10 protein-coding genes are annotated in these 12,750 nt (G+C 72.3%); 6 read left to right on the top strand and 4 right to left on the bottom strand.

What is annotated here, in order from left to right; genetic code table 11:
- On the top strand, positions 1-840 hold an 840-nt coding region (locus SZN_RS30655; protein ID WP_007502658.1), incomplete at its 5' end, for a DUF4139 domain-containing protein.
- A gap of 74 nt (positions 841-914) precedes the next feature.
- Here SZN_RS30655 and SZN_RS30650 read toward each other — a convergent pair.
- The 4 genes from SZN_RS30650 to SZN_RS30635 all read right to left on the bottom strand — a co-directional run bounded on the left by SZN_RS30650 (position 915) and on the right by SZN_RS30635 (position 8,327).
- The gene (locus SZN_RS30650; RefSeq protein ID WP_043734021.1) at positions 915-5,189 is read right to left on the bottom strand and encodes a discoidin domain-containing protein; all 4,275 of its coding nucleotides are present in this window, start codon (positions 5,187-5,189) and stop codon (positions 915-917) included.
- A 645-nt stretch (positions 5,190-5,834) separates the two neighbouring features.
- On the bottom strand, positions 5,835-6,578 hold the full coding sequence (locus tag SZN_RS30645; protein ID WP_007502655.1) for a VOC family protein: 744 nt from the start codon (positions 6,576-6,578) through the stop codon (positions 5,835-5,837).
- A gap of 82 nt (positions 6,579-6,660) precedes the next feature.
- Complete coding sequence (locus SZN_RS30640) at positions 6,661-7,506, bottom strand: SecDF P1 head subdomain-containing protein (protein WP_007502653.1); 846 nt, start codon at positions 7,504-7,506, stop codon at positions 6,661-6,663.
- Between the two features lie 251 nt (positions 7,507-7,757).
- Positions 7,758-8,327, bottom strand: a complete 570-nt coding sequence (locus SZN_RS30635; RefSeq protein WP_007502652.1) for a TetR/AcrR family transcriptional regulator — start codon at positions 8,325-8,327, stop codon at positions 7,758-7,760.
- Between the two features lie 110 nt (positions 8,328-8,437).
- Between SZN_RS30635 and SZN_RS30630 the strand changes: the two genes are divergently transcribed.
- From SZN_RS30630 to SZN_RS30610, 5 genes are all read left to right on the top strand, one after another.
- Positions 8,438-9,634 (top strand): MFS transporter, encoded by a 1,197-nt coding sequence (locus SZN_RS30630; protein WP_007502651.1) that lies wholly within the window; start codon positions 8,438-8,440, stop codon positions 9,632-9,634.
- An 87-nt stretch (positions 9,635-9,721) separates the two neighbouring features.
- Positions 9,722-10,096: a VOC family protein gene (locus tag SZN_RS30625; RefSeq protein WP_007502650.1), complete on the top strand. Its 375-nt coding sequence runs from the start codon at positions 9,722-9,724 to the stop codon at positions 10,094-10,096.
- A 77-nt stretch (positions 10,097-10,173) separates the two neighbouring features.
- Complete coding sequence (locus SZN_RS30620; RefSeq protein ID WP_007502649.1) at positions 10,174-10,716, top strand: GNAT family N-acetyltransferase; 543 nt, start codon at positions 10,174-10,176, stop codon at positions 10,714-10,716.
- A 332-nt stretch (positions 10,717-11,048) separates the two neighbouring features.
- Entirely contained in the window at positions 11,049-11,252 is a 204-nt protein-coding gene (locus tag SZN_RS30615; protein WP_007502648.1) for a cold-shock protein, read from the top strand.
- An 88-nt stretch (positions 11,253-11,340) separates the two neighbouring features.
- The coding region (locus SZN_RS30610; RefSeq protein ID WP_043734023.1) for a DEAD/DEAH box helicase at positions 11,341-12,750 on the top strand (1,410 nt) is incomplete at its 3' end.

Genomic DNA, 12,750 nt, shown 5'->3' with positions numbered 1-12,750 from the left:
TGGCAGCGCACGGGCGAGGACTGGTCGGACGTACGCCTCACCCTGTCGACGGCCCGCTCCGCCCTGACCACCGATCCGCCACGGCTCACCGAGGACCGCCTCACCCTCACGGACCGTTCCGCGGCGGAGCGCCGCACGGTCGACGTGGAACTGCGCGAGGAGGAGATCGCGGACCCCGGTCCCGCCGCGGTGGCCGGCCTTCCCGGCGTCGACGACGGCGGGCAGACGCGGGTGCTGCGCTCCCCCGCACCCGTGCGCGTGCCCGCGGACGGCCGCGCCCACCGGGTCCCGGTCTCCGCGTTCACCACGACGGCGCGACGCGCGTACTCCTGCGCGCCCGAACTCTCGCCCCTCGTCACCCGGATCGCGCGGTTCGACAACGCCTCCGGGCACGCCCTGCTGGCCGGTCCGGTGGACCTCGTCCTCGGCAGCGGGTACACCGGCCGGGGCACGCTGGACTTCACCGCGCCCGGCGCCGCCGCCGAACTCGCCTTCGGCAGCCACGACGACTACCGGGTGGTCCGGGAGACCGAGGAGTCCCGCGAGAGCGCCACCCTGACCCAGCGCACGGTGGTCACCCGCACGGTACGGCTGCATCTGTCCCGGTTCTCCGGGCCCGGGGAGCGGTCCGAGCAGGTCGTCACCCTGCGGGAGCGGGTCCCGGTATCCGAGGTCTCGGCCGTGGAGGTGCGCCTGCGCGAGGAGTCCTGCGCGCCGGAGCCGGACGCGGTCGACGCGGACGGCGTCGCGCGCTGGGAGCTGCGCCTGGCCCCGGGAGGGCGGCGCACGGTCACCCTCGTCTACGAGATCTCCGCGAGCGGCAGGGTGGTCGGGCTGTGAGCGCGTGCGCGGGGCGCGCGGACAGGCGTACGGGGCCGCCCTCGCGCAGGGCGGCCCCGTAGCGTCGCGCGGCGCTACTCGACGTTGACCTTGAAGGTGCTGGTGGTGTTGCGGATGTCCTGGGCGTTGCCGCTCATCCGCAGGTTGCGGAAGGTGGCCTCGCCGACGGCCGGGCCCTGACCGGGTTCCGGCATCTCGTTGGCCCAGATGCCGAAGCCGGACTTGGCGTCGAAGGCGTCACCGCTCTTCTTGGAGTTGGTGATGGAGATGTCGGTGAAGAGGGTGTCCTTCACCGGGAACTGCGGTTGCCCTCCTACGTAGTTGGTCTGGAACATCACGCCTCCGTAGGTGGAGTCGTCGATGTCCACGTCGGTGACGCGGATGCCCTGGAAGACCTTCGAGGCGGAGAAGGCCCAGATGGCCGGGAAGACCTGCGAGCCCCAGAAGTGGCCGCCGGTTCTCTCCAGGGAGACGTTCTCGATGGTCGTGGGCTCGGTGCCGAAGCCGTTCATCGGGTAGCCGAAGTCCAGCGAGGAGATGGTGATTCCGGAGTAGACCAGGGTGTCGGCGACACGGATGTTGCGGAAGGTGTTGGCGTAGCCGCCGTAGACGGCGATTCCCGCCGCCCGCCAGGTGAGTGTCGACGTCAGGTTCTCGTAGACGTTGTTCTTCTCGTCGGCGCCGCCGGCGTCGATCGCCGAGAACAGGGCGAAGCTGTCGTCGCCGGTGGCGCGGGCGTCGTTGTTGGCGACGCGGTTGTCCGTCGAGCCGTTGGTCATGTTGACGCCGTCGGCGAACGTGTTGCGGATACGGGAGTTGGTGATGGTCATGTTGTCGGTGTTGGCGCCCCAGTAGAGGCACACCATGTGTTCGGCCCAGATGTCGTCGATGGTGATGTCGGAGACGTTGGAGAAGTCGAAGACCTTGCCCGGACCGTCGATCCGGGACGTGTAGTTGCCGAAGTAGGCGAACCCGGCGAACGTCGAGCCCTTGGAACTGGCCTCGGCCCGGAAGCCCACGTCGGTGTTCTCCTGGGAGGAGGGGGCGCGGAAGCGGGTGAACCACGGTCCCGCGCCGACGACCTTGACCGCCTTGCCGTAGACCTGGAACTTGCTGGAGGTCTCGTAGTCGCCGGGGGGCAGGTAGACGCCCACGAGCTTGCCCGTGGTGTCCATCCGGACCTTGTCGAGCGCGTTCTGCACGTCCTGGTGGGAGAAGCCGGCCGGGACCGTGTAGGCGGCCGGGTCCGGGTTCGGGGCGGCTGTGGCCTGCTCGGTGTTGATGAAGTCGATGGCGTAGGCGGAGCCGTTGGCGGCGTCCTTCTGGAGCCGGATCTTCGAGCCGGCCGGCACGGTCCTGCCGAGCAGCAGGTTCGCCTCGTCGTAGATGTGGCGCGGAGCGCCGGCGCCGGGCGAGTTGCCGGGTGACGCCTCGTTGCCGTACAGCCAGGCGAACTTGGAGGTGAGTTCGATCGGCTTGAGGAACTGGCCGTCGACGTAGACGTTGAGGGTGGTCGTGGTGCCGTCCGGCACGGAGAAGCGCGTCACCAGGGTGTTCGTCGCCGCGCGGGTGGTCCACTCGACGTACTGGCCGGTGGCGTTGAGGGTGACGGCCTTGCGGCCGCTGGCCTCGCCCGCGACGTCGCCGATGGTCCGGTTGGGGCCGACGACCCTGGCGCCGCCGCCCACCGTGCCGTCCTCGGCCTCGTACATGTCGTACGGCATGTCGGCCCCGCGGCCGACGAACAGGGGTTGTGCGGTGGTGTTGTTGGCCCGCTTGACGGGCAGTTCGTTGGCGTCGTCGGCGATGACGGCCCTGACGGTGTACTTGCCGTTGGCGGCCGTCCACGAGCCGAGGGCGATGGGGGCGGTCGTCTGTCCGGCCGCGAGGGCGCCGTTGTAGGAGCCGGTGAGCGTCTTGACGGTGGCGCCCTTGGCGTCCTGGAGCGTCAGGGTGACGCCGTGGGCGCCGGAGGCGGAGGCCACCGTGCCCTGGTTCTTGATCGCGACGGTGAACTTGACCTCGTCGCCCGCCGAGGCGCCGGACGGCGTCCACGCGAGCGGGGCGGCGAGCAGGTCGGAGCTGGAGACGGGCTTGACCACGAGGGCGTCGGAACGGGTGAAGACGTTGTTCGCGTCGTTCTGCTCGATGACCTTGTCGGACGGGTCGACCTCGGCCCCGACGGGGTAACTGCCCGCGTCCCGGCTGCCGATGCTCGCGGTGACCGTCCTGGTCTCCCCGGCGGCGAGCGCGGGGACGTCGGCGGTGGCGGCCTTGGTACCGCCGAGCGTGAAGTTCAGGTCGGTGGCCTTGGCGGCCCGGGTGCCGCCGTTCGTGACGGTCGCGGTGAGGCTGATGGTGTCCGACTCGACCGGTGCGGCGGGGGTGCTGGTGATGCCGGTGACCTTGAGGTCCGGGTTGGCGGCGGGGGTGCCGATCACCTGGAGTTCGGCCACCTGGGCGCCCGGGGCACCGGAGTTGGCGGTGAACTTGAGCTGGATGTCGGCGGCGGACCCGGAGACCGGGATGGTCACGGTGTTCCCGCTCGCCGGGTTGAACGTGTGGTCCCTGGCGGCCGCGAGCACGGTGAAGGACGTCGCGTCCTGGTCGCGTCCGAGCACCTGGATGTTCTGCGTGCGGGTCGCCCAGGCGGCGTCGGGGCTGAGCTTGACGACGACCCGGCTCAGATCGGCGTTGGCGCCGAGCCTGGTGGTGAGGGTGGCGGGGTAGGCGCCGCCCGCGCTCTCCCAATAGGTGCTGGTGAGACCGTCGTTGGCGTTGGCGGCGACATAGGTGAAGGTGGTGGACGACGCGTCGACGGGCTTGCCCTGGGCGAGGTCGGCCCCGGAGCCGGTCGAGCCCGTGCGGGTCACGCTGTTGCTCGCCCCGGACACGTTCCCGGCGGCGTCCCTGGCCTTCACGTGGTAGGTGACGGTGGCGGTGGCGGCCGGGGTGTCGGTGTACGTCGTGAGGTCGCCCGCGACCGTCCTGAGCAGCTCACCGTTCGCGTAGACGTCGTAGCCGGTGACCTTGACGTTGTCGCTGGACGCCTGCCAGGTGAGTTTCACGTCGCTGCCGGACTGCGTGTAGGCGAGGTTGCCGGGCGCCGTGGGTGCCTGGGTGTCGCCGCCCGATCCCTTGCGGGTGACGCTGTTGCTGTCGGCGGAGACGTTACCCGCCGCGTCCTTGGCGCGCACGAAGTAGGTGATGTCGACGCCGGCGGGCTGGGTGTCGGTGTAGGTCAGGACGTTCCCGGCGACGGTGGCCCGGAGTTGGCCGTTCGCGTACACGTCGTAGCCGGTGACGCCCGTGTCGTCGCTCGCGGCGCTCCAGTTGAGCCTGATCTGGCCGGTGGCCGGCTCGGTGAGGCGGAGGTCGGACGGCGCGGTCGGGGCCTGGGTGTCCCCGGTCACCGGACCGTACACCTCCAGCTCGGACAACTGCCCCGCGGGCCAGCCGGTGTTGGCGGTGATCAGCACGCGCACGTACCGCGTCGTCGCGGTGTCGAAGCTGATCGTCGCCGACTGGTCGTTGCCGCTGTCGAAGGCGTACGGCTTCGAGGCGGTCAGGTCGGTGAAGTTCTGGTTGTCGGCGGAGCCCTGGATCTTGAGCGTCTGGCTGCGGCTCGGCCAGCCGGCGGGCAGCCGCAGCGTCACCTGGTTCACCTTGACGGACGATCCGAGATCGACCTGCACCCATTGCGGGAAGGCGTTGTTCCGGCTCTCCCAGTAGGTGGCGCGGTTGCCGTCACCGGCGTTCGCGGCGCCGTAGACGTCGGCGTGCCCGCTCTCGCTGAAGGGCTTGCCCTGGGCGAGGTTGGGGGTCGCGGCGGCGGTCGTGAGCACCTGCATCTCGGCGAGCTGGGCGGTGGGGGCGACCGAGTTGCCGCTGAAGTCGGCCCGCACGTAACGGGCGAGGGTCGCGGGGAAGGAGACCTTCACCGTGTTGCCGTTGCCGGGGCTGAAGACGTACCGCGCCGAGGACTTGAGCGTGGCGAACGCCCTGCCGTCGGCACTGCCCTGGAGCGCGAGCGTCTGGGTGCGGGTCTGCCAGTCCGCGGGCAGCCGCAGCACGACCTGGCGGACGCGCTGGGCCCGTCCGAGGTCGGTCTGCACCCACTGGGCGGACGTGTTCGCGGCCTGCCAGTAGGTGTCGGCGTCGCCGTCGGTGATGTTGGCGGCGGCGTGCGCGCGCTGCGCGCTGCCGGCTCTCGCCGCGGTGTCCGCCGCGGCATCGGGGCCGCCCGCGGCCTCGGCGCCGGCGGCCGGCGTTCCGAGGGCCAGGACGGCGGAGGCGAGCACGGCGGTCGCCGCACGCCTCCTCCAGGATCTGGGCTTGCGTCGCATCATGCTGGGGTCACTCCCTGCGGAGGGCGCGCGCCGTGAAAGGGCGGCGGGGGCGGCTCGTTCCTGGGCGGAGCGGTGGCGCGGTGCGCCGGGACGGCCGGGACCGTCCGGGCGCGGACACACGACCTCTCACGACAGCGGAGAGCGTGCGTGATTTCTTGCGTGGTTTCATCGCAATATTGCAGAGCAATGTTGAGCCGTCTACGCCTTGGACAACACAAATTTCACCAGGATACCCCACCGCACAACGGGGTGGCGCCGCACGCGAGGCGGCGCGCGGTCACCCGGGGGCCCCATGCCGCACTCTCGCCACGCGGACACCCGCCATGCACCCTTGCGGCCCCGGACGCAAGCGGGCGCAAGTCACGCAAATTCTTGCGTCATAAGGCGTTGCATCCGACGCTGGCTTGCGCACGCTTCTGACACCGCGGTAGGGGAATTCCGGGCCCACGGGCACCGGGGCTGGGCGCGCCGCGGCGCGCCGTCACCCGGGAGTACGGGCTGCCCGCCGTCGTGGGCACGGCGGGAGCCACACGGCCCCGCCCGGACGCACGGCCGCGGTCAGGAGGAGGCCACAACGCACGGCCGCGTCAGGAACGGGCCCGAGCGCACGGCCGCTTCAGGAACGGGCCCGAACGCACGGCCGCTTCAGGAAGGGGCCAGGACGCAGAACGCGTGCCCCTCGGGATCGGTGAGGCAGGCCCAGGGCACGTCGCCCTGGCCGACGTCGAGGTCGGTGGCGCCGAGGCCGCGCAGGCGCGCCACCTCCGCCCGCTGGTCGTCGCCGGGATGCGGCAGCAGGTCGAGGTGGAGGCGGTCCCCCGGTGCCGCCGTCGCGCCGGGAACACGGCGGAACGTGAGGCACGGCCCACTCCCCCGTACCGAACGCAGCTCCGCCCACTCGTCGTTCACCTCGTGCGGGGTACAGTCCGTCGCCCCGGCCCAGAACCGGGCCATGGCCCGCGGATCGTCGCAGTCGACCACGACGGCGGCGACGGGCCCGGTGTCCCGGCCTCCCTCCCGCGGCTCCCGCACGCAGAACTCGTTGCCCTCCGGGTCGGCGAGCACCGTCCACGGCACGTCGCCCTGGCCCACCCGCGCGGGCGTCGCGCCCAACGCCCGCAGGCGCGCGACGAGTTCGGCCTGATGCTCCAGGGAGGCGGTGGCGAGGTCGAGGTGCACCCGGTTCTTGGCGGCCGGCTTGGGCTCCGGCACGGCGACGACGTTGATGCCGAGGACGACCGGGTCCGGCCAGACGAACCCGCCGGCGGGGCCGACGTAGCAGGTCGCGCCGGGCCGGTAGAGGTGCCAGCCGAGCGCGTCCGCCCAGAACCGGCCGAGCAGTGAGTCGTCCAGGGCCTTCATGTTCACCTGAGCGGGTCGCGGCGCCATGCCGGCGATCCTACGCACCGGCCCGCCCGCGCCCTTCGCCGCGCACACACGTACGAGACACCGGGGACGCGGTCACGGCCCCTCAGCGCCCGCCGACAGGCGTGGCGCCCGCGAACGTCAACGCGACAGGGAGTGCACCGGAGTTGAGCCGCGCGGCCAGCTCCCGGGCCGCCCTCCCGGTGAAGCCTCCGGAGATCTGCGCGACTCCGCCCGTCAGCGCCTGGGCGACGGCGGGCGCCGACACCACCTCGCCGTCGACGACGACCGCGAACTGGTTCTGCGGGTCCCGGTTACCTGCGAGTCGGCCCGTGACCTCGGTGAACTTCGCGGTACCGGACGAGGTGAAGGCCAGCTGGACCAGCCATCCCGCCCCGCCGGAGGTGCCGTTGACCGCCTCGGCCGAGGCGACGTCGGTGTCCGTGAGCACGGCCGGACCCAGCAGGAACTTCGCGGGCGGCGCCCCGGACGAGGCGCCGGGCGCGCAGGCGAGGACCGGGACGGCGGCCTCGGCGTCCTGGTCGGCCGCACCGTCCGCGCGTCCCGGGGAGCAGTCCAGTTCCCGGTAGCGGGCGAGCAGTTCGGGCGGGAGCGCGTCGGGTCCACCGGTGGAGCCGGTCCGCGGCGGGGCGGACGCGTCCGCCCCGGGCGGCCGGCCGGCGGCCCGCCCCTGGGGTGCGGGGCCGCTCGGCTGCGGCGTCGCCGACCCGCCGTCCTGCCGCGCCAGCACCGGACGGAACCGGAGCCGGCCGAGCGCGCCCAGCGCCCGCAACCGGTCACCGGTGGAGCGGCCGGTGACGACGACGGAGCCGCCGCGTACCGCGACCCGTGTCTCGGCCATGCCCAGGGACGCGGCGCGTTGCCGTATCCGGTCGGCGGTCCGGCGCAGTGCGGCGGGCGGCGCGGCGGGGTCGGCGGTGAAGGTCGCCACCGACCAGCTCGCCGCGGCGCCGCCCCGCTCCGGTCCCGCCCGATCCGCCGGGGCACCCGCGCATCCCGTCAGCGCGGCAAGTCCCGCGCACAGAAACAGAGTCGCATGCCTTGCCCGTGAGGTGTGCACGAGGTGAAGCGTCTCAAACGGGACACCGGCGTACCGGCGGTTGGGCGATTTCCCGCACCCGCCCCACGCGAGAAGGCCCGCGCCGCGGGAGCAAGCGGCGCCGCGTGCGCCGGGGTGCGCGTTCAGGTGCGGGCGCTCTCCATGCCCACCACCGCGCGGACCGCGGCCGTCACCAGGGTGCGGTCCAACGGCGCGTCGGCGAAGGCGCGATGCATCGGCCAGCCCTCGATGAGCGCGTCGAGGGCGCGGGACACTCCCGGTGTGAAGTGCAGGGACAGGCTCTCCCGGCTTCTCTCCAGCCAGGTGCGCGTGGTCAGCGAGACGGCCTCGTTGTGGTTGGCGTAGGCGTACATCTCGAAGATCAGCGTCATGTCGCGCTGGGTGGCGTACGCCGGGCCGCAGATCAGCTCGACGACGGCCTGCTCGGCCTCGGTGGCCGACCCCGCGTTCTCCAGGGTCAGCCGGTACAGCCGGGACATGGTGTCCGCGAGCCGCGCGAACGCCTGCGCGAGCAGATCGTCGAGTCCGGCGAAGTAGTACGTCAGGGAGCCCAGTGGCACCTGTGCCCTGGCCGCGATCCTGCGGTGGGTGGTCCCGTGCACCCCGCTCCGCGCGATCACGTCGAGAGCGGCATCGAGAATGCGCTCCTTGCGTCCGGGGTCGTTCGGGATCTCGCGTCGTGTGCCGCTCACGCCCCCAATGTGCCACGAGTCGCCGTCCCGGAAAGCATGTACGGCCGTACCCGAAGTGTGTACGCTCGTACAGACCTGGTGTCCCGGCACGACCCTGGAGCCCGCCTCCCATGACCGCAAGCCCGTCGAGCAGACGCACCGCCGTCTTCGTCCTGTTCTTCATCCCCGGCCTGACCATCGCGTCCTGGGTGACCCGCACACCCGACGTGCGGGACATGCTCGACGCCTCCACCGCGCGGATGGGGCTCATCCTCTTCGGGCTGTCCGTCGGCTCGATGATCGGCATCCTGTGCTCGGGCCCGCTGGTGATCCGCTGGGGTGCGCGTCCGGTCGTCGTGGGCGGCACGCTCGCGATAGCGGCCGCGTCCGCGCTCATCGGTGCCGGGGCGCAGGCCGGCTCCGATCTCACCGTGACCCTCGGGCTCGCGCTCTTCGGCCTGGGCATGGGCTCGGGCGAGGTCGGGCTGAACGTGGAGGGCGCGGAAGTCGAACGGCTGCTGGGCCGGTCGACCCTGCCCGCCATCCACGGCTTCTTCAGTCTGGGCACGGTGGTCGGCGCCCTCGGGGGCATGGTCCTGACGGCCGTCGCCTTCCCCGTGTCCATCCACCTCGGCATCGTGGCGGTCCTCGACCTCGCCGCACTCGCCCTGGTCGCGGGGCGGCTGCCCGCGGGCGTCGGCCGCAGCACCGCCGCCCGGACGGCCGGGCCGGGCACGACGCGCCCCGCGGTCTGGAAGGACTCCGGACTGCTGCTCATCGGGTGCGTGATCCTGGCCCTCGGCATGGCCGAGGGAACCGCGAACGACTGGCTTCCGCTGGTGATGGTGGACGGCCACGGCTTCGATCCGGCCGTCGGCTCCGCCGTGTACGCCGTCTTCGCCGCCGCGATGACCCTGGGACGCTTCGTCGGCGGCGGCTTCGTGGACCGCTACGGGCGGGCGGCGGTCCTGTGCGCAAGCACGGTCGTCGGCGCGGCGGGACTGGCCCTGGTGATCTTCGTCGACCATCAGGCCGTCGCGGCCGGTGCCGCGATCCTGTGGGGTCTCGGGGCCTCGCTCGGCTTCCCCGTGGCGCTGTCGGCGGCGGGCGACTCGGGCGAGGACACCGCGGCCCGGGTGTCGCTCGCCGCCTCCGTGGGCTATGTCGCCTTCCTCGTCGGGCCGCCCACGCTCGGCTATCTCGGCGAGCAGTTCGGGCTGCGGCAGGCGATGATCCCCGTCCTCGTCCTGGTGGTGGCCGCCGCGTTCGCCACCCCCGCCGCGCGCACTCGCGCGGAGACGGCGGACAGGGCCCCGGTCAAGGGGTAGCGCCGCGCATGGCGGCGGCGCTCGCGGGTACGTCCCCTCCGGTACGAAGGCGCCACGGACGTGGCACGAGAGCGAGGAGTGTCGCACGTGATCCGAAAGCTGCAGGCGGTCGCCCTGGACTGCGCCGATCCGCTGGTGCTCGCGGAGTTCTACGCGGCGCTCCTCGGCGGCCGGGTGGCCGTGGACCCGGAGAGCCCGGACTGGGTCGAGGTGCACGGCTTCGAGGGAACGCCGCTGGCCTGCCAGCGCGTGGAGGGCCACCGGCCGCCGCAGTGGCCGGGGCAGGACCGCCCGCAGCAGATCCACCTCGACTTCGACGTGGACGACCTCGACGGCGAGGAGAAGCGGGCGCTGGCCCTCGGGGCGACCGTGCTGGAGCGCACGGACCAGGTGCGCCCGGGGACCAACTGGCGTGTGTACGCGGACCCCGCGGGACACCCGTTCTGCCTCTGCCTCCACTGAGCCCCCGCCCCCACCGCCCCGCCGGGCCACCCGAAATACGTTTGGCCCGGGAGGGAGCGGCCGGTTGAGAAACCTGCATGCTGAAGGGGAAGACAGTCGGGCTGCGGGCCCGCCACGACGTGGACCTTCCGGTCCTGCGGACCGAGCTCTACGACGACGTGGCCGACTCCGCACGCGCGGACAGCGGTCCGTGGCGGCCGATCACGCCCGGCTCGACGCATCCGCGGCTCGTGGTGGACGACGAGGAGGACTCGCATGTGCCGTTCTCCGTGGTGCTGTTGGACGACGGCACGCTCGTCGGCACCGCGACGCTGTGGGGCATCGACACCCACCACCGCGCCGCCCACATCGGGCTCAGACTGCTGCCGTCCGCGCGCGGCAAGGGCTACGGCAGCGACGCGGTCGCGGTGCTGTGCCACTACGGCTTCGCCGTACGCGGGCTTCAGCGGTTGCAGATCGAGACCCTGGCGGACAACCACGCGATGCTGCGGTCCGCCGAGCGCAACGGCTTCGTCCGCGAAGGCGTGTTGCGCTCCTCCGCCTGGGTGATGGGCGAGTTCCTCGACGAGGTGGTACTCGGGCTCCTCGCCCCGGACTGGACGCCGCGCACGGGCAGTTGACGCGCCGGGCAGGGCGCCCGCCCTGCCCGGCGCGAGGAGGACGTCAGGGCCCACCCGCCCCACCCGGCAACGACAGCGGGCGGGAGGGCGTGCGAGGCGCCGCGGGCCGAGAGGCGCGGACGGCGGCGACCGCCCGGGTGCGGGTCACCGCCCGGCGGGCCCGCGCCTGCGGTGACCTGGGCGGCCGAGGGGGTTGCTGTGTTAAGATCTCAGAGTTGCAGTTGTGGTACCCATGAACCTATGTGCACCTGACGGGAATGCTTCTCCTTCAGGTGCATTATTTGTTTTCCGGCATCTCCGGATGGGGCCTCAGGCTACAGAAGGAGAAAGTCATGGCACAGGGAACCGTCAAGTGGTTCAACTCGGAAAAGGGCTTCGGGTTCATCGAGCAGGACGGCGGCGGCCCCGACGTCTTCGCCCACTACTCGAACATCGCGACGCAGGGCTTCCGTGAGCTGCAGGAGGGCCAGCGGGTCTCCTTCGACGTCACGCAGGGCCAGAAGGGTCCGCAGGCGGAGAACATCGTCCCCGCCTGATCACCGGACGCGTATTTCGCGCACCGGGGTCCGCACCACAGCGGTGCGGACCCCGGTTTGTGCTGTTTCCAGGAAGGCAGACCCCCGCATGTCCCGCAGGCCCCAGAAATCGAATCGGCGCACCTCGCCGCCTCGACGGTCCCTTTCCGCCCCGAACGAGTTCCGGCTGCCGGAAAGCATCACACCCGCACTGCCCGCCGTCGAGGAATTCGCCGACCTGGCCATGCCCGCGGGGCTGCTGAAGACCCTCACCGCACAGGGGGTGACCGCGCCGTTCCCCATCCAGGCCGCCACCCTTCCGAACTCCCTCGCCGGCCGCGACCTGCTGGGACGCGGGCGCACCGGGTCCGGCAAGACCCTCGCGTTCGGACTGGCGCTGCTCGCCCGCACGGCCGGACTGCGCGCCGAGCCCAAGGCACCCCTCGCCCTCGTACTGGTTCCCACCCGCGAACTCGCCCAGCAGGTGACGGACGCGCTCACGCCCTACGCGACGGCGGTCAACCTGCGGCTGGCCACCGTGGTCGGCGGGCTGTCCATCACCAAGCAGGCCGGTGCGCTGCGGCGCGGGGCCGAGGTGCTCGTGGCCACTCCGGGCCGGCTCAACGACCTCGTCGAGCGCGGCGACTGCCACCTCGGCCAGGTGGGCATCACGGTGCTGGACGAAGCCGACCAGATGACCGACATGGGCTTCCTGCCGCAGATCACCAAGCTGATCCAGCAGGTCAGGCCCGACGGGCAGCGCATGCTCTTCTCGGCGACCCTGGACGGCAACATCGACCGCCTGGTGCAGCGGTTCCTCACCGACCCGGTGGTGCACTCGGTGGACCCGTCCGCGGGCGCGGTGACGACCATGGAGCACCATGTGCTCCACGTCCAGGACGCGACGGACAAGAAGGCCGTCACCACGCGCATCGCCGCCCGTGACGGCCGGGTCATCCTCTTCCTCGACACCAAGAGGTCCGCCGACCGGCTCGCCAAGCAGCTCCTGGCGGTGGGGGTCCGCGCGGCGGCCCTGCACGGGGGACGCTCCCAGCCGCAGCGCAACCGCACCCTGGAGCAGTTCAAGAACGGCCAGGTCACAGCCCTGGTGGCGACCAACGTCGCGGCCCGTGGCATCCACATCGACGATCTCGACCTGGTCGTGAACGTCGATCCGCCGACCGACCACAAGGACTACCTGCACCGGGGCGGCCGTACGGCACGCGCCGGTGACTCCGGCAGCGTGGTCACGCTGGTCCTGCCCGAGCAGAAGCGGGACGTCACCCGGCTCATGTCGGACGCCGGCATCCGCCCGAGGAGCGCCCGCGTCACCTCCGCGGCGGCCGAGCTGGCCGCCATCACGGGCGCCCGCGAGCCGTCCGGTGTGGCCGTCACCATCGAGGTCCCCCAGCAGGCTGCTCCGCCCGCGGCCCGCCAGGAGCGCAAGCCCGGCGGCGGATCGGGCCGCAGGCGCCGTTCCGGCGCAGAGGCCAAGGCGTCCGCGGGCGGCAGGGAGACC

The organism is Streptomyces zinciresistens K42, from assembly GCF_000225525.1.
Lineage (GTDB): Bacteria > Actinomycetota > Actinomycetes > Streptomycetales > Streptomycetaceae > Streptomyces > Streptomyces zinciresistens.
Note: the sequence above shows the minus strand (reverse complement) of the source record. Positions and strands in the feature narration are given on the sequence as shown.